This window comes from Stenotrophomonas sp. GQ19 (assembly GCF_059758695.1).
In genome coordinates this window covers 1-16996 of record NZ_JCAXES010000010.1, presented here as the reverse complement: position 1 = coordinate 16996, position 16996 = coordinate 1, and the positions used below count along the sequence as shown (strand labels likewise).

At 68.8% G+C, this 16996-nt stretch carries 17 protein-coding genes; 9 read left to right on the top strand and 8 right to left on the bottom strand.

Features of this window, described 5'->3' with window-relative positions:
• Nucleotides 1–17: 17 nt before the first annotated feature.
• Both AC6CHL_RS16915 and AC6CHL_RS16910 read left to right on the top strand, forming a co-directional pair.
• Nucleotides 18–1469 carry an MFS transporter gene (locus AC6CHL_RS16915; protein ID WP_498295444.1) on the top strand — a complete coding sequence of 484 codons (1452 nt, stop codon included), beginning with the start codon at nt 18–20 and terminating at the stop codon, nt 1467–1469.
• The gene (locus tag AC6CHL_RS16910; protein ID WP_498295443.1) at nt 1466–2116 is read left to right on the top strand and encodes a DUF7716 domain-containing protein; all 651 of its coding nucleotides are present in this window, start codon (nt 1466–1468) and stop codon (nt 2114–2116) included. The genes AC6CHL_RS16915 and AC6CHL_RS16910 overlap by 4 nt, the downstream gene beginning before the upstream one ends.
• A gap of 37 nt (nt 2117–2153) precedes the next feature.
• Here the strand turns inward: AC6CHL_RS16910 and AC6CHL_RS16905 are convergent, their stop codons facing one another.
• The 4 genes from AC6CHL_RS16905 to AC6CHL_RS16890 are packed head-to-tail and all read right to left on the bottom strand — an operon-like array spanning nt 2154 to nt 5019.
• The gene (locus tag AC6CHL_RS16905) at nt 2154–2948 is read right to left on the bottom strand and encodes an N-formylglutamate amidohydrolase (RefSeq protein WP_498295441.1); all 795 of its coding nucleotides are present in this window, start codon (nt 2946–2948) and stop codon (nt 2154–2156) included.
• Entirely contained in the window at nt 2941–3492 is a 552-nt protein-coding gene (locus AC6CHL_RS16900; protein WP_448133068.1) for an NUDIX hydrolase, read from the bottom strand. Before AC6CHL_RS16900 ends, AC6CHL_RS16905 begins: the two co-directional genes overlap by 8 nt.
• Nucleotides 3489–4442, bottom strand: coding sequence for a 5'-3' exonuclease (locus tag AC6CHL_RS16895; RefSeq protein ID WP_498295439.1), 954 nt, complete (start codon nt 4440–4442; stop codon nt 3489–3491). Before AC6CHL_RS16895 ends, AC6CHL_RS16900 begins: the two co-directional genes overlap by 4 nt.
• Nucleotide 4443: 1 nt before the next feature.
• Entirely contained in the window at nt 4444–5019 is a 576-nt protein-coding gene (locus AC6CHL_RS16890) for a nitroreductase family protein (RefSeq protein ID WP_038690373.1), read from the bottom strand.
• A 331-nt stretch (nt 5020–5350) separates the two neighbouring features.
• Between AC6CHL_RS16890 and pacR the strand changes: the two genes are divergently transcribed.
• Nucleotides 5351–7663, top strand: coding sequence for a PacR family protein (gene pacR / locus AC6CHL_RS16885; RefSeq protein ID WP_498295438.1), 2313 nt, complete (start codon nt 5351–5353; stop codon nt 7661–7663).
• Between the two features lie 112 nt (nt 7664–7775).
• The gene (locus AC6CHL_RS16880; RefSeq protein WP_038690369.1) at nt 7776–8861 is read left to right on the top strand and encodes an NAD(P) transhydrogenase subunit alpha; all 1086 of its coding nucleotides are present in this window, start codon (nt 7776–7778) and stop codon (nt 8859–8861) included.
• Nucleotides 8862–9038: 177 nt separating this feature from the next.
• Here AC6CHL_RS16880 and AC6CHL_RS16875 read toward each other — a convergent pair whose 3' ends face one another.
• The 3 genes from AC6CHL_RS16875 to AC6CHL_RS16865 are packed head-to-tail and all read right to left on the bottom strand — an operon-like array spanning nt 9039 to nt 10413.
• Nucleotides 9039–9464: a DUF3106 domain-containing protein gene (locus AC6CHL_RS16875; RefSeq protein WP_038690367.1), complete on the bottom strand. Its 426-nt coding sequence runs from the start codon at nt 9462–9464 to the stop codon at nt 9039–9041.
• Between the two features lie 2 nt (nt 9465–9466).
• Nucleotides 9467–9802 (bottom strand): hypothetical protein, encoded by a 336-nt coding sequence (locus AC6CHL_RS16870; RefSeq protein WP_448133071.1) that lies wholly within the window; start codon nt 9800–9802, stop codon nt 9467–9469.
• On the bottom strand, nt 9799–10413 hold the full coding sequence (locus AC6CHL_RS16865) for an RNA polymerase sigma factor (RefSeq protein WP_051598885.1): 615 nt from the start codon (nt 10411–10413) through the stop codon (nt 9799–9801). The genes AC6CHL_RS16870 and AC6CHL_RS16865 overlap by 4 nt, the downstream gene beginning before the upstream one ends.
• Before the next feature lie 78 nt (nt 10414–10491).
• Between AC6CHL_RS16865 and AC6CHL_RS16860 the strand changes: the two genes are divergently transcribed.
• Together AC6CHL_RS16860 and AC6CHL_RS16855 are read left to right on the top strand one after the other, a co-directional pair.
• Complete coding sequence (locus tag AC6CHL_RS16860; RefSeq protein ID WP_019182396.1) at nt 10492–10800, top strand: NAD(P) transhydrogenase subunit alpha part 2; 309 nt, start codon at nt 10492–10494, stop codon at nt 10798–10800.
• Nucleotides 10797–12251 carry an NAD(P)(+) transhydrogenase (Re/Si-specific) subunit beta gene (locus AC6CHL_RS16855; RefSeq protein ID WP_141059550.1) on the top strand — a complete coding sequence of 485 codons (1455 nt, stop codon included), beginning with the start codon at nt 10797–10799 and terminating at the stop codon, nt 12249–12251. Before AC6CHL_RS16860 ends, AC6CHL_RS16855 begins: the two co-directional genes overlap by 4 nt.
• Nucleotides 12252–12383: 132 nt before the next feature.
• Here AC6CHL_RS16855 and AC6CHL_RS16850 read toward each other — a convergent pair whose 3' ends face one another.
• Nucleotides 12384–12803: a hypothetical protein gene (locus AC6CHL_RS16850; RefSeq protein WP_038690360.1), complete on the bottom strand. Its 420-nt coding sequence runs from the start codon at nt 12801–12803 to the stop codon at nt 12384–12386.
• Between the two features lie 118 nt (nt 12804–12921).
• On the opposite strand from AC6CHL_RS16850, the gene sufT reads away from it, so the two are divergent.
• The 3 genes from sufT (at nt 12922) to AC6CHL_RS16835 (ending at nt 16829) form a co-directional block, all read left to right on the top strand.
• Nucleotides 12922–13473, top strand: coding sequence for a putative Fe-S cluster assembly protein SufT (gene sufT / locus AC6CHL_RS16845; protein ID WP_038690358.1), 552 nt, complete (start codon nt 12922–12924; stop codon nt 13471–13473).
• 57 nt (nt 13474–13530) lie between these two features.
• Nucleotides 13531–14628 carry a branched-chain amino acid aminotransferase gene (locus tag AC6CHL_RS16840; RefSeq protein WP_038690356.1) on the top strand — a complete coding sequence of 366 codons (1098 nt, stop codon included), beginning with the start codon at nt 13531–13533 and terminating at the stop codon, nt 14626–14628.
• A gap of 455 nt (nt 14629–15083) precedes the next feature.
• Nucleotides 15084–16829 carry a S8 family peptidase gene (locus tag AC6CHL_RS16835; RefSeq protein WP_038690355.1) on the top strand — a complete coding sequence of 582 codons (1746 nt, stop codon included), beginning with the start codon at nt 15084–15086 and terminating at the stop codon, nt 16827–16829.
• The last annotated feature ends 167 nt before the right edge of the window (nt 16830–16996 follow it).

The window sequence follows — 16996 nt, the reverse complement described above, 5'->3', positions numbered from 1 at the left end:
CCCACGCACCGACCGGCATGACCCACTCCCCGCATTCCTTCCCGCCCCGGCTGGCGTTGACCCTGTTGGCCATGGCCCAGCTGATCATCGCGCTGGACGCCACCATCATCTTCGTCGCCCTGCATGAGATGGGTGTGCAGCTGCAGATCAACGCGCAGCAGCTGCAGTGGATCGTCAGCGGCTACACGGTGGCGTTCGGCGGCTGCCTGCTGCTGGGTGGGCGTGCGGCCGACCTGCTCGGTCGGCGCCGCATCTACCGGCTGGGCATGGGCCTGTTCGCGCTGGCCTCGCTGGTCGGTGGTTTCAGCACCAGCGCCTGGCTGCTGATCGGCGCGCGCGCGGTGCAGGGCATCGGTGCGGCGTTGCTGTTCCCGGCCACGCTGGCGCTGATCAACACGCTGTACGCCGAAGGCGCGCCGCGCAACCGCGCGCTGGCGATCTGGTCGATGGCCAGTGCGGGCGGGCTGGCGCTGGGCACGCTGCTGGGCGGCGTGCTCACCCAGAGCTTCGGCTGGTCCTCGGTGCTGCTGGTGATCGTGCCCTTCGCCAGTGCCTGCGCACTGCTGGGCGGCTGGTGGCTGCCGCGCGACCCCGCACCGCAGGTGGGGCGCTCGTTCGACCTGGCCGGCTGCTTCACCGTCACCCTGGGCGGCAGCCTGCTGGTCACCACCCTGGTGCAGGGCCCGGAGTGGGGCTGGCTGGCACCGCGCACGCTGGGGTGCCTGGTGGTGTCGGCGCTGCTGCTGGTCGCCTTCGTGCAGATCGAACAGCGCAGCCGCGACCCGCTGATGCAGTTCGCGCTGCTGCGCCTGCGCAGCCTGCGTGCGGCGATGCTGCTGACCTTGTTGTTCATGAGCAGCTTCGGCGTGCAGTACTACTTCCTGGCGCTGTATTTCCAGGACGGCTACGGCTGGAGCGCGCTGCAGGCCGGCCTGGCCTTCCTGCCGCCCACGCTGGTGTGCACCTTCGGCATCAAGATCACCGAACGCATGCTCATCCGGCGCTCGCCGCGGCAGGTGCTGGCGCTGGGCATGGCCGCCGGTGCGGTCGGCATCACCGCGGTGGCGATTGCGCTGCCGTTCGGGGCCACATACTGGGCACTGCTGCCGGGCATCGTGGTGCTGAGCATCGGCCAAGGCATGACCTGGACGGCGATGTGGATCGTGGCCGGGCAGGGTGTGCCGGCCGCGCAACAGGGCGTGGCCTCGGGCATGGCCGCCACCGCACAGCAGATCGGCGGCGCGCTGGGCCTGGCGGTGCTGGTGATGCTGGCCAACGCCGGCCGCGGCGCCGGTGCGGCCGGCACCAGCCCGGAAGCGCTGCAGGGCCTGGTCAACGCGCAGTACGGCGCGGCGGTGTTCGCGCTGCTCGGGGTGGGCGTGGCGCTGTGGTTGCGGCCGCAGCCACAGCAGCCGGATGACGCGGCGCTGCCGCTGTCGCGCGTCATCGATGGCAACATGGCGCCATGACTGACCTGTTGGATCTGCGCGGTTTGCTTGACCTGATCGTGGCCTGCAACGACGACGATGCCGTGTGGAAGACCTATGGCTGGGTCTGGGCCCAGGAGGGGGATGCCGCATCGGTCGGGTTCCATCCGCAGACCAGGCGCGGTGACGACGCCACCGACGACGGCGATGGCGAACCCGAGCCCCCGATCACCACTTCACCACGGCTGTGGCTCTATCTGGAGGCGATCACCGTTGCGAGCATTCTGGACGTGCAGAAGCTGTCCCGTCCCCTGTCCGGGCTGGACGACTATGCGCAGGCGCTGGATTACTACAGCCAGCACGACACGTTCCTCGACCACGGTGAGCCAGCACCGCGTGACCGCGAGGAAGCGGATCGGCAGGGGCTGTCGCGCGGGCTGTTTGCCGCCTTCGACCTGACCCTGGAGACGGTTGAGCCACCACAGCGCAAAGCGGCGGCCAGCCTGGTGGCCGAGGTCAAGACGCTATCGGTGGGCGAGGCGCTGGCGCAGGTACGTGCGCTGCCGCTGGCAGTGGCCTGCAACATCGATCGCGCGTCAAGCGACCACCTGCAGGCCCGCTTCGCGGCGATCGGACTGGCGCTGCAGGTCACCCGCTACCGTTCGTTCCCATGGCAATCCATCGGGTAGAGCCGACCGTTGGTCGGCTGCGGTACCACCACCGCGTTCAACCCAACCCCGGCGCCAACGTCTGCAACACCCGCGCCAACCGCCGTGCCCAGGCCTGCTGCCCGGCGGCGTCGGCAATCAGGTCCTGGCGGATCTCCAGTTCCACATGTGCCAGCCCGCGCGCTTCGGCGTGCACCGGGATCGCGTAATCCGTGGCATCGCTGACCGCATAGGGCTGGTTGTCGCCCACCACCAGGTCACCTTCGGCCTGCAAGGCGTGCATCAACGCATGCGCAAAGCGCGCATCGCGCTGGTACAGCACACCGGCATGCCACGGCCGCGCCACGCCCTGCATCGCCGGCGTGAAGCTGTGCATGGCAATCAGCACGGTGGGCATGCCGGCTGCGGCGCGGGCATCCAGTTCGGTGGCAATGCGGCCGTGGTACGGCGCAAAGATGGCCTGCACGCGCACGTCCTGTGCCGCTTCATCCAACCCCTGGTTGCCCGGCACCACGGTGCCGTCGCTGAGCGGCGCGAACCGCCCCGGTGCACCCGGCGGGCGATTGCAGTCGATCACCAGCCGCGAGTAGGTCTGGGTGATCGCCCAGGCGTCCAGCAGGCGCGCCAGTTCCACCGTGACCCCGGCAATGCCGATGTCCCAGCCGATGTGGCGGTCCAGTTCGGACGCGGGCAGACCCAGGCTGCCCAGTGCGGCCGGCACCTGCTGGCCCGCATGGTCGGCGATCAGCAGGTACGGCGAGCGTCCCTGGGCCTGATGCACGGTGAACGGTGCCGGGTCGGACGGCCCCAGCAGCGCGCCCGGCGCGATCGGCGGAGCGAACGAATCAGCCACGCGGGGTGCCGTCCAGATGGTGCTCGATCATCCACAGCCCGGCCCACAGCTTGGCGTCCAGCTCGTAGCCCTGGCCGATCTTCTCCACCAGCCAGGCGGCGGCGCGCGCGCGGGGTACTTCGTGCACGGTGATGTTCTCGCTGGCATCGCCACCGCCATCGCCCACCTTGCGCAGCCCGGTAGCGCGCACGAACGCGATTTTCTCGCTGCTCGCGCCCGATGAAGTGGGGCCGATCATGAGCACTTCAGCGTGCTCGGCCGTCCAGCCGGTTTCTTCTTCCAGTTCGCGCACCGCCGACACTTCGATCGACTCACCGGCATCGATATCGCCCACCAGCCCGGCCGGCATCTCGATGGTGTTGGCCTGCAGCGGCACCCGGAACTGCTCGACGAACAGCACGTTGTCCTCCGGGGTGACCGCGATGATGATCGCGGCCAGGCCACCGGCATGGGTGCGCTCGCTGTATTCCCACGTGCCGCGCACCACCATGCGCTGGTACTTGCCTTCGTAGACGACCTTCGGGGGTTGCGTGTTGGGGCTCATGCGAACTCGCTGGCAATGGAGGGGGAATCGGGCAGGCCGGCGGCGCTGAACAGCCGGCGCCGGGTCAACGGGCCAAACCGCAGCGCATCGCACAGGCCCTGCAGCATCTGCGGGTCGGCGCTGCCGCGGCGGAAATCGGCATCGGCGCAGTCCAGCGGCGCGTCCAGCGCGATGGTGGTCAGCTGCCGCCACAGCAGCGCGTGCTCGCGCTGTTCGCGCAGCCGCACCGCCATCTGCGCCGCGCCGCGCAGGCGCAGGAACGGCACTTCGTCCAGGCGTTCGTACAGCACGTCCATGTTGCCGAAGTGGGCCAGCAGCACCGCGGCCGACTTGGCGCCCACCCCGGTGACACCGGGAATGTTGTCCACCGCATCGCCGCACAGCGCCAGGTAATCGGCGATCTGGTGCGCATGCACGCCGTGGCGGGCCTTGACCCCGGCCATGCCCCAGCGCTGGTTGCGTGCGTAGTCCCACTGTTCGTCGTGTTCGTACAGCAGCTGCGACAGGTCCTTGTCGGCCGAGATGATCACCCCGCGCATGCCGGCGTCGCGGCGTGCGTGCAGGGCGCTGCCGATCAGGTCGTCGGCCTCGTACTCGTGGTGGGCCAGCACCGCCAGCCCCAGCGCCATGCACAGGGCCTTGCAGTGGGCGAACTGGCGGCGCAGCGCGTCCGGGGCCGGATCGCGGTTGGCCTTGTAGGCGGCGTACAGCCGGTGCCGGAAGCAGCTGTCCAGGGCCTCGTCGAAGGCAATGGCGATATGCCGCGGGCGCTCGCGCTCGATCAGGTCCAGCAGGAAGCGGGCAAACCCGTGCACCGCGTTGGTCGGCCAGCCCTGTTGGTCCTGGAATTCATCGGGCATCGAATGCCACGCGCGGAACACGTACAGGCTGGCATCGACTAGGTACAGCGGTGGGCGCGGCGCGGGGGGCGCGACAGACAACTCGGCCATCTCAGCCCACCCAGTCCTGCAGCAGCGCGGCGGGGTCGGGGCGGTCGCGCTCCGGGGCTGCGGTCTTCGGGGTGCCGATATGGATGAACCCGGCGATCCGCTCGCCCTCGGCCAGGCCCAGGTGGGCATGCACGGCCGGGTCGAAGGCCATCCAGGCGGTCAGCCACTGCGCGCCGAAGCCCAGCGCCTGCGCGGCCTGCAGCAGGGCAAAGCAGACGCAGCCGGCGGTCATCAGCTGTTCCTGCTCGGGTACTTTGGGGTTGGGGCGCGGGCTGGCCACCACGGTGATGATCACCGGCGCATGCGAGAACCGCTGGCGGTCCTTGTCCAGCTGGGCCTGCGCCACCTGGGGGTCACGCTGCTGGCTGCGCTCGGCCAGGAACGCGCCCAGACTGTGACGTGCATCGCCGGCGATGCGCAGGAAGCGGTACGGCACCAGCTTGCCGTGGTCAGGCACGCGCACCGCCGATGCCAGCATCCGCAGCAGGGTGTCCGGGTCCGGGCCGGGCTCGCCAAGCTGCTTGGCGGGCACCGAGCGGCGGGCGTCCAGGGCTTGCAGCGCAGGGGATTCGGACATGTTCACTCGATCAGTTTTCACGGTGCGCCCAGTATAGTCGCGGCAGTTTGTGACGCGCCCAGCGGCGATCTCCGATCGATTTGCGACAAAGCGTGATGAACATCACCTAATCAATGGCATTGCTTCACGTGGCTGTACTCGCTTCCCGCCGACGCTGGCCGTACGATACAAGGCCTGCCGGTACCCCGGTCGTGAGGTTCAAAGTGCGGACTGTTTCACTGTCCCTGACCGGTGGGGCGACCTACCATCCGGACGCGGGTGCCTGGGGGGCACCGGTATCTGTTGTTTCCATGCTGCATTCTGTGCCTGCGAAGGTGGGGAGCCTTTTCGCATGATCGCCACGCCCAATGCATTGGGGCAGCCGGGTCATCACCCGGCACTGTTGAAGCTTGCCCGCGAGGCAGCGCTGCCCGCGCTGACCGAGTCGTTCGCGACCGTGCTGGCCCGCTTTGACGACGTTCTGTTCGACCGTGCCGGCACCGCCGGCGCGTCGCAACTGCTGTTCCTGGATGGCATGCGTGAACTGCGCCGCCGTCGCGAGGACATCGTGGCCGGCTTCCGTACCCACCTGGCGCAGGCCTGGGAGGCGCTGGAGCGCGGTCAGCCGCTGTCGGCCGAGGCCACCTTGGCCGGGCAGATCGAAGACGGTCTCAGCCTGGTGCCCGAGCATGTGCTGGAGTCCCGGCTGGCGGTGCGCAACTTCGCCACCGTGCTGCTGCGCGACTGGAAGCCGGTGCTGGCGCGGCTGGACCGCCGCCTGGGCTGGATCGCCGGCGGCCTGGAACTGAACGCCGACAGCAATCCGATCAGCCCCGAGCACATCGGCGTGGCCATCCATGAGGCCTTTGCCGATTGTGAACTGGCCCCGGAGGTGCGGCTGGTCCTGATCAAGTTGTGCGAGCGCGATCTGCACGCGCCCATCGGCAAGCGTTACGAAGCGCTGGATGAGCAGCTTGCAGCCGCCGGCGTCATGCCGCAGATGGCGGCGCCCCGGCGCCCGGCGCCCCGGCCGCCGAGCCCGCGGCACGAACTGGAGGCCCTGGTCGATGCGCTGGACCAGGACGGCCAGGTCGGGAACGACGATGCCGCCGCGCCAGCGTGGGCCCGGCGGTTTGCCGATCGCTGGGCCGAAAGCCGCGGACGGATGCAATCGGCCGGCGCCAGTCAGGCCGCCGCAGCCGAGGCGGGCGAGAGCCTCAGCGGCAATCAGGGCATGCTGCTGGAAGCGCTGCACGAACTGCTGCAGCAGACCCGGCACGTACGCGAAGACGCAACCTCGGCGGCCAGCGTGGCCGTGGGTCAGCAGCGTCCGCTGAGCCAGCGCGAAATGATGTCGGTGCTGTCGCTGCTGCAGGCCACGCCGAGTGCCACCCTGCGCGCGGCCATCGGCGAAGACGGCGAATCGCTGGCCCAGCGCCTCAAGAGTGAAGTGCTGTCGGGCGCCACCCGGCTTGGCGTGGACCCGTCGCAGGCGCGGCTGGACCCGCAGGACGAAGATGCGATCGACCTGGTGGGCATGCTGTTTGACGTGATGCTCGATGAGCGCGACCTGGAAGGCCGCTCGCGCGAGCTGATCGGGCGGCTGGTGGTGCCCTTCGTCAAGGTCGCCATGCTCGACCGCCGCATGTTCGTGCAGAAGACCCACCCCGCGCGCAAGCTGCTCAACTCGCTGGCCGAGGCCTGCGAAGGCAACACCGGCGAGAGCCAGGCCGAGCGCGTGCTGATGGGCAAGGTCGAGGAAATCATCGAACGCCTGGTGGCCGAGTTCAACGAGAACCTGGCGATCTTCCTGACCCTGGAAGAAGAATTCCGCGATTTCCTGGCCCAGCACCGGCGCCGTATCGAAATCGCCGAGCGCCGCGCGGCTGAAACCCAGCGCGGCCAGGAAAAGCTGGAGATGGCGCGTGGCCGCTCGGCCGCCGAGCTGGACCGGCGCATTGCCGATGTGACCCTGCCGCAGGCGATTGCCGAATTCCTGCGCCAGCCCTGGCAACACCACCTCACCCTGACCGTGCTGCGCGAAGGCGAAGACGGGGCGTCGGTGGGCGAGGCGCTGGCCTTGGCCGACGGCATCCTGGAAGAAGTGGCCGAGGCACGCCGGCAGATCGTCGGCAAGCCATGGCTGCAGGCCTGGCACCCGGCATTGCGCAAGGTGTTTGCCAGCGTGGGCGTGCACGCCGATGCCGCCACCGGTGCGATCGACGCCCTGCATGACACGCTGCAGGCCATTGCCGAATCACGCCCGGAACTGGAGCGCGCGCTGCCCGAACTGCCCCAGGTGGCGCTGCCCACCCCGCCCGTGCAGGAAAGCGCGGCGGTGGAGCTGGGCGGCAAGGTCGACGTGACCGATTTCGACAACGCCGACGCCGACCGCTTCCGCGGCCTGGAGATTGGCAGCTGGCTGGATTTCGTCGACAAGGACGGCAAGGTGCAGGCCGGCAAGCTGTCCTGGGTGAGCCCGATTTCCCAGCGTCTGCTGTTCGTCAACCGCCGTGGCGTGCGCTTCTGCGTGGCCTCGCCGGAAGAACTGGCGGTGATGGTGCGGCTGGGCCGCCTGCGCGCGCACATCGACGATGGCGCCTTCGACAGCGCCATGCAGGGCGTGATCGACCGGCTGGACAACAAGAACGCCACCGTTCACTGAGGCAGCGCCGGGTTCTGCCCGGCCACGCCTGCCCCACCGCCGCATGGTTTCTACTCAAACCGAACCGGTAGGTTACGATCCCCCCACACTCTGCTGATCGTCGGGGACACGCATGGCTGTCGAGGTGTTGGTGGTATCCGAACGCGCGCCAGGGGAACGGCGCGTGGCGATGACGCCGGAAACGGCACGCAAGCTGGCCGCGCTGGGCGCGACCGTGTGGTTCGAACCCGGGGCCGGCCAAGCCGCCGGTTTTCCCGATCAGGCGTACGTCGACGTCGGCGCGCATCCGGCCGATGACACGCGGCTGGGCGCGGCCGACATCGTGCTGTGCGTGCAGCCACCGGACAATGCACGGTTGGGCCAGCTCAAACCCGGCGCCAGCCTGGTCGGCATGCTGCACCCGCAGGCCGACGCCGAACGCGCCGGCCTGATCCAGTCGCGCGGGCTGCAGGCCTTTCCGCTGGAGCGCCTGCCGCGTACCACCCGTGCGCAGTCGATGGATGTGCTGAGCTCGCAGGCCGGCATGGCCGGCTACAAGGCCACGTTGATTGCCGCGCAGCTGGCGCCGCGCTTCTTCCCGATGTTGACCACCGCCGCCGGCACCATCCGCCCGTCGCGGGTGCTGGTGGTGGGCGCCGGCGTGGCCGGCCTGCAGGCCATCGCCACCGCACGCCGGCTGGGCGCGCAGGTGGAGGGCTTCGATGTACGCCCGGAAACCCGCGAGCAGATCGAATCACTGGGCGGCAAATTCCTCGACCTGGGCGTCAGCGCCGTGGGCGAGGGCGGCTATGCGCGGCCGCTGACCGACGAAGAGCGTGCCGAGCAGCAGCGCCGGCTGGGCGAGCACCTGCGCCTGGTGGACGTGGTGATCTGCACCGCGGCCGTGCCCGGGCGACCGGCGCCGAAGATCGTCAGTACCGCGATGGTGCAGGGCATGAAGCCGGGCAGCGTGATCGTGGACCTGGCCGCCGAAACCGGCGGCAACTGCGAGGCCACCCGCCCGGGCGAAACCATCGCGCTGGACGGGGTCACCGTGGACGGCCCGCTCGACCTGGCCAGCCGCGGCGCGGTGCACGCCAGCGAGATGTACGCGCGCAACCTGTACAACTTCGTGGCGCTGTTCCTCAAGGACGGGGCGATCGCCTTCGATTGGGACGACGAACTGCTGGCGAAAACCCGCTGGGTGGCCGCCGCTTGATCCAGGCAGCCACCCATGGGGTGGCTCTACCCGGCGGGAAACCGTCTGCGCCCCGGGATGCCACGAGGGGTTGATGTTGTGCAGCCACCCATGGGGTGCCGCAACCCCGCGCCCGGTAGAGCCACCCCATGGGTGGCTGCACCACCCGGCAGCACCGCAACGCCGCCGCCCGGGGTATCACCGCTTCGGCGGCGGCAGATCCTTCACCGGGTTGGCTTTCAACCATTCCTGGCGCTGCTCCGGGGTCATCTTCGACCAGCGCTCACGCAGCGCGTCGCGCTGGGCCGGGCTCAGCTCGCGCATCTGCGCGAACAGCGCGCGGGCCTGCTCGCGCTGCTCCGGGCTCATGTTCTCGAACCGATGGCGCCCGCGACGGGCGAGCTCGCGCTGTTCCGGGGTCATGCCCTGCCAGCGCTGTCCGTGCTGCAGCATGCGCTCGCGCTGCGGCGGCGGGGCATCGTTCCAGCGGTCGCGCACGGGCGCGATCAGCGCCTCGCGCTGCTGCGGGGTCAGCCGATCCCACTCCGGCAGGGTAGGGGCCTGCGCCCCGCTGGCCGCGCTCGTCGACAGCAGCGCCAAGGCCAGGATCAGTCGCGGTGTCATGTTCACTCCATTGCCAGGTCGGTCGTGCCCAGCCACACGTACAGGTCGGGATTCTCGTCGAGCACATCGCTGCTGTCATCCACCGCCGATGCCACCGTGGGCGTGGCCGGGGTGCTGGGCGGGTTGGCGGTGAAACTGTAGCCCAACGCCAGCGCGGCCACCGCCGAGCAGGCGGTGGCCATCCACCAGCCATGCGCGCGGCTGCGGCGTGGCGCGGCCGCGTGGCGGGCACTGCGCAGTCGTGCCAGGGTGGCCGGCGACACCTGCTGCAGGGCCTGCGCGTGCAAGGCGTGCAGGGCGGCGTCATCGTGCAGGGGCGGGGTAACGGGGCGGCTCACAGGGCGATCTCCAGGTGCTGCTGCAGCGCCTGCCGGGCGCGCGAAAGATGGGTTTTGACCGCGCCCTCGCTACAGCCCATGGCGGCTGCAGTAGTGGCGCCGTCCAGTTGCTGCAGCACGCGCAGGGTGAAGGCCTCGCGCTGGCGGGCGGGGAGTTCGCGCAGTGCACGCACCAGCTGCGCGTACTGTTCGCGCTGCTCATGGGCCTGTGCCGGACCGGGGGCGTGGTCGGCCCAGTCGATGTCGTGCTCGCTGCCGGCCTCGTCGCTGCTGCGCCAGAAGCGCAGCCGGAAGCCGCGCCGGCGCTGCAGGTCGACCACCCGGCGGCGCAGGATGCTCCAGAACAACGGCGCCCAGTCGGCGGCCGGTTTGTCGCGGTAGGACAGCATCCGCAGCATGCTGTCCTGCACCGCGTCCAGCGCATCGTCGCGCTGGCGCAGACCGGCCTCGGCGAAGCGGAACGCGCGCGGCCCGATGCCGGCCAGGAACGCGTCCAGCGACACCGGCAAGGCGGGGTCGGCCTCGGTGGGCAGCGTTTGCAGGGTGGGGCTCACCAGCACAGGGTAGCGCTCGCGCAGGGGGGTACCTGTGACAACGCACCGGGGCGGCATCGGTTGACCGGCCTGCAGAACGGTTCAGCGCATGGTTATGATGGGGGGACGGGATCACCGCCTGGGAGACACACTGCAATGAGCGACGGGTTCGTGGCGTTGTACATCTTCATGCTGGCCGCGATCGCCGGCCACGTGATCATTTCACGGGTGCCGGTGATCCTGCATACCCCCCTGATGTCCGGGTCCAACTTCATCCACGGCATCGTGCTGATCGGCGCGATGGTGGTGCTGGGCCACGCGCAGACGCCGCTGGAGAAGATCATCGGCTTCATCGCGGTGGTGCTGGGCGCCGGCAATGCCGCCGGTGGCTACGTGGTCACCGAGCGCATGCTGGACATGTTCAAGCCCAGCGCCAAGCGCGACGCCGGGGAGAAGGCGCCTTGAACGTGAGCACCGCGCAACTGCTGCAGTGGCTGGTGCAGGTGAGCTACCTGGTGGCCGCCACCCTGTTCCTGCTGGGCCTGCAACGCATGGCCTCGCCGATGACCGCGCGCAGCGGCATCCGCTGGGCCGGGCTGGGCATGCTGATCGCCACCGTGGCGACCTTCTTCCTGCCCGAGCTGCACAACATTCCGCTGATTCTGGCGGCGGTGGCGATCGGCACCGGCGTGGCCTGGTGGTCGGCCAAGCGCGTGGCGATCACCGACATGCCGCAGATGGTGGCCCTCTACAACGGCATGGGCGGCGGTTCGGCCGCGGCGATCGGCGCGGTGGAACTGCTGCGCTTCTCGTTCCTGGCCAACCGCGATACCACCCATTGGAGCGAGCAGGCGCTGGCCGACCTGGCCGCGCGCCAGCCGTCGGCCACCGTGCTGGCGCTGGCGGTGATCGGTTCGGCAATCGGTGCGGTGTCGCTGTCCGGCTCGATCATCGCCTGGGCCAAGCTGGACGGCCGACTCGACCGGCGCGTCACCTTCCCCGGGCAGCAGGCGTTCAACCTGCTGGTCGCGCTGGCGATGGTGGTGCTCGGCGTCTGGGCGGCGGTCACCCTGAGCCCGGTGGCGATCATCAGCTTCTTCGTGGTCGCGCTGGCGCTGGGCGTGCTGATGACGCTGCCAATCGGCGGCGCCGACATGCCGGTGGTGATCTCGCTGTACAACGCCTTCACCGGCCTGGCCGTGGCATTCGAAGGGTATGTGCTGGGCAACGAGGCCCTGATCATCGCCGGCATGATGGTCGGCGCGGCCGGCATCCTGCTGACCCGCCTGATGGCCAAGGCGATGAACCGGCCGATCAGCGGGGTGCTGTTCTCCAACTTCGGCGGCGGTGGCGTGGCGCAGGAAATCAGCGGCGCGCAGAAGCCGATCGAGGCCAGCGACGTGGCCGCCATGCTCGCCTTCGCCGAGCGCGTGGTGATCGTGCCCGGCTACGGCATGGCCGTGGCCCAGGCGCAGCACAAGGTATGGGAACTGGCCCAGCGCCTGATCGACCGCGGCATCAAGGTGAAGTTCGCCATCCACCCGGTTGCCGGGCGCATGCCGGGCCACATGAACGTGCTGCTGGCCGAAGCGGGCGTGCCTTACGACCTGATCGCCGACATGGACGACATCAACCCCGAGTTCCCCAACACCGACGTGGTGCTGGTGATCGGCGCCAACGACGTGGTCAACCCGGTGGCGCGCACCGACCCGGCCAGCCCGATCTACGGCATGCCGATCCTGGACGTGGTCAACGCGCGCAATGTGGTGGTGATCAAGCGCGGCAAGGGCACCGGCTTTGCCGGCATCGAGAATGCCCTGTTCTACGCCGACAACGCCCGCATGCTGTACGGCGATGGCGCCGGTGCGGCCAGCGCGCTGGTCAGCGAATTGAAGGCGCTCGACGGCGGACATTAAACAGAGAGGTAGTGCCGGCCGCTGGCCGGCTCCCCACGATGCGTGAATACCAACGCGTTTCCGTCCGGGGGTCATGAAGAGCCGGCCAGCGGCCGGCGCCACCGACGGACGGCGTCAGCGCATGCAGGGCGGCTACTTCGCCACCCACCACCCGATCACCAGCGCCACGCCCAGCCACAGCCATTCCACCGCGCCGTTGGCCAGGCCGAGCAGCGTCCAGGCCATGAATGGGCCCATGCGCAACGCTGAATCCCACGGATTGAGGCCCATCGAGCCGCCCAGGTAGGCCGAGGCGATGCCCCAGTTGGCCGCCAGCGCAACCAGCAGGGTCGCCAGCAGGGTCACCACCACCCGGGCCGGCCCGGCGCGGAAGGTGCCCAGGCGCAGCATGAAGGCGATATCCAGCGCCGCCAGCACCGCCATCCAGCCGGCCTGGCGGCCGCTGAGCAGGGCAATGAACAACCAGGCCAACGTGGCCGTGACGACACCAAGCAGCAACATCGGGGGCCAGAGCCAATGGCGGCTCCGGACAGGCACGGACGTGGGCGACATGCAATCTTCCTGTGAGTGCCCACAGGATACCGGCTTGCGGGGTGACCGGCGCGTGGGCGGCCGCTGGGCTAAAATGGTCGCCTTGCGGGAATTGGCCGCGACCCCCATATCGATCCACATGTATTCCCGTAGCAGTGAACCTGTCCACTTCGAACGCGACTGCGAGGCCGTCATGGTCCCGCAGGGCGAAACGGTCACGCTGCCCGCTGGCAGCTATGGCTACATCACCCAGGCCCTGGGTGGCAGCTATACCGTCTTCGTCGAAGGCAATCTGTTCCGCATCGCCGGCAAGGACGGCGACGCCATCGGCAAGGAACCGCCGCCGGCGCTGGAGCTGCCTGAAAACGCCTCCGATGACGAAGTCGAAAAACTGGTGTGGCAGCAGCTGCGCACCTGCTTCGATCCTGAAATCCCGTTCAACATCGTGGACCTGGGCCTGGTGTACGAGGTCGACCTCAAGCACCTGGACGATGGCCGGCGCGAGATCGACGTCACCATGACCCTGACCGCGCCCGGCTGCGGCATGGGCGATATCCTGGTCGATGACGTGCGCAGCAAGCTGGAGATGATTCCGACGGTGGCCCAGGCCGACGTCGAGCTGGTGTTCGACCCGCCGTGGGGCCGCCACATGATGTCCGAGGCCGCCCGGCTCGAAACCGGCATGTTGTAACCGCCCACCGCCAGCAGGCGTCGCGGCGTTCCCCGTAACCAGAACAGGAAATATCCGGTGTCCCAGTCTTCCGTGAGCTTCAACACCACCCGTTCCGCCACGCCGCGCAGCAGCGAGGAGCGCGAGCGCATCCTGGCCGCCCCCGGTTTTGGTCTGCATTTCACCGACCACATGGTGGAAGTGCGGTGGGACAAGGACACCGGCTGGCACAACGCGAACGTACGTCCGTACGGCCCGCTGCAGCTGGACCCGGCCGCGGCGGTGCTGCATTACGGCCAGGAAATCTTCGAAGGCATCAAGGCCTACCGCCACGCCGACGGCTCGATCTGGACCTTCCGCCCGGACGCCAACGGCCGCCGCCTGCAGCGCTCGGCGCAGCGCCTGGCGCTGCCGGAACTGCCGGTGGACATCTTCGTCGAATCGCTCAAGCAGCTGATCGCCGTGGATGCCAGCTGGGTGCCGTCGGCCGACGAATCCAGCCTGTACTTCCGTCCGTTCATGATCGGCGATGAAGCCTTCCTGGGCGTGCGCGGCGCGCACAAGGCCGGCTACTACGTGATCGCCAGCCCGGCGGGCCCGTACTTCGCCAAGGGCGTGGCCCCGGTGTCGATCTGGCTGTCCACCGAGTACGCACGTGCAGCCAAGGGCGGCACCGGTGCGGCCAAGTGCGGTGGCAACTATGCCGCCTCGCTGCTGCCGCAGCAGAAGGCGCAGGCCCAGGGCTGCTCGCAGGTGCTGTTCCTGGACCCCGTCGAGGGCAAGTACCTGGAAGAACTGGGCGGCATGAACGTGTTCCTGGTCTACAAGGACGGCACCCTGGTGACCCCGGCGCTGTCGGGCAGCATCCTGGAAGGCATCACCCGCGAGAGCATCCTGCAGCTGGCCCGCGACCGTGGCATGAAGGTCGAAGAGCGCAAGGTCACCATCGACGAGTGGAAGCAGGGCGTGACCTCCGGCGAGATCGCCGAGGTGTTCGCCTGCGGAACCGCTGCGGTGGTCACCCCGATCGGCCAGCTCAAGGGCGAGGGCTTCTCGGTCGGCGACATCAACGCGCCGGCCGGTGAAGTGACCATGTCGCTGCGCAAGGAGCTGACCGACATCCAGTACGGCCGCCTGCCGGACCGCCACGGTTGGCTGGTGCGTCTGGACGCGTAAGCGCCCCGCACCCGGATGACTCCTGAAAAACCCGCCTGGCAACAGGCGGGTTTTTTCATGGGCGTCGTGTTGGCGGCCGCACGCGGAGGCGCATTGTCCAGCGGTGGCAGCGCCGCGCAGGCCCCGTTGCGCAAGGCTTGTCCGCCGTTTTCCGACGCAGACAGCCGAAACAGACATTCGATGGCGCGATGTGACCGGTCGGAAGGCGCCAAGTTCCTTCACTTTCACAAACCTTCGACACGGAAAGTCTCAGATCCGACATTTCATGTCGCTGAAGTGCGGCTGAAACATTGTTGAACCCGCAGCGACCCACTAGGTTCGCGATGGGCGGTTCGATTTCAGGGGAACCGATCCAACAACCGGTCTCGATCCGCGCCATCGCGTTCAACAGCCCCCGGGTCGGGACTGGAAATTCAGCCGCGTTCGCGGCATCCACAGTCTGAAAGGGAAATCCGATGTCTCATGATTCGCAACCCCGTTTGCGTCAGCGTGCATTGGTTGTACTCGGCGCGTCCGTCCTGTCCACCCTGCTGCTGGCCGCCCCGGCATTCGCCGGCGATGTGCAGCTGAGCGGCTTGTCGTCGGCACCGACGCACCAGCGTTTCATCGTCAAATACAAGGATGGCGCCAACCTGGTCGCCACCCCGACCGCACTGGCCAGCTCGTTGAAGGCGGCGGCCTCGGCCGTACCGGCTGCGCAGGGTCGCGCGCTGGGCCTGCAGAAGCTGCGCCAGCTGGCCATCGGGCCGACCGTAGTCAAGGCCGACCGTCCGCTGGATGCGGCCGAGTCGGAACTGCTGATGCGCCGCTTGGCGGCCGACCCGAACGTGGAATACGTCGAAGTCGATCAGCTGATGCACGCCACCCTGGTGCCCAACGACGCGCGCCTGTCCGAACAGTGGGGCTTCGGCACCAGCAACGCCTCGATCAACGTGCGCCCGGCATGGGACAAGGCCACCGGTACCGGCGTGGTGGTGGCGGTGATCGACACCGGCATCACCAATCATCCGGACCTCAACGCCAACATCCTGCCCGGCTATGACTTCATCAGCGACGCGGCGATGGCGCGCGATGGTGGCGGCCGTGACAACAACGCGAACGATGAAGGCGACTGGTACGCCGCCAACGAGTGCGGCTCGGGCATTCCGGCCTCGAACTCGAGCTGGCACGGTACCCACGTGGCCGGCACCATCGCGGCGGTGACCAACAACAGCACCGGCGTGGCCGGTACGGCATTCAACGCGAAGGTTGTGCCGGTGCGTGTGCTCGGCAAGTGCGGCGGTTACACCTCCGACATCGCCGATGCGATCGTGTGGGCCTCCGGCGGCACGGTCAGCGGCGTGCCGGCCAATGCCAACCCGGCCGAAGTGATCAACATGTCGCTGGGCGGCGGTGGCACCTGCTCGACCACCTACCAGAACGCGATCAATGGCGCGGTGTCGCGCGGCACCACGGTGGTGGTGGCGGCGGGCAACAGCAACACCAACGTGTCTTCGTCGGTGCCGGCCAACTGCGCGAACGTGATCGCGGTGGCGGCCACGACGTCGGCCGGTGCGCGCGCGAGCTTCTCCAACTACGGTGCGGGCATCGATGTTTCGGCCCCGGGCCAGGCGATCCTGTCCACGCTCAACAGCGGCACGACGGTGCCGGGCACGGCGTCCTACGCGTCCTACAACGGGACGTCGATGGCGGCGCCGCACGTGGCCGGCGTGGTGGCGCTGGTGCAGTCGGTGGCACCGACGGCGTTGACGCCGGCGGCGATCGAGACGTTGCTGAAGAACACGGCACGGGCATTGCCGGGCGCATGCAGCGGCGGGTGCGGCGCGGGCATCGTGGACGCCGATGCGGCGGTCACGGCGGCGCTGGGCGGGACCAATCCGAACCCGGGCACGGGGACGGTGCTGCAGAACAATGTGCCGGTGAGCGGCCTGGGCGCGGCCAGTGGGGCGTCGCTGTCCTACACGGTGGTGGTGCCGTCGGGCCGTTCGCAGCTGAAGGTGAGCATCGCCGGTGGCAGTGGTGATGCGGATCTGTATGTGCGTTCGGGCAGCGCGCCGACCGACACGGTGTACAACTGCCGTCCGTATCTGAGCGGCAACAACGAGACCTGCACGATCACTTCACCGGCGGCCGGTACCTGGCACGTGCGGGTGAAGGGCTATTCGACCTTCTCCGGGGTCACCCTGACCGCGCAGTACTGAGCCCAGATCCCTCTCCAATGGGCACGCCCCGGCTTCGGTCGGGGCGTTTTTTTTTTGGGGGGGTGTTTTTTTTTAGAAGCTGAAAGCCGAAGCCAGAGCCAGGGCTTGAGCCGAAGCAGGATCAACGGCCGGGCGTTTGTGCCTGCGCTGGCTTGGCCGGGTACGGG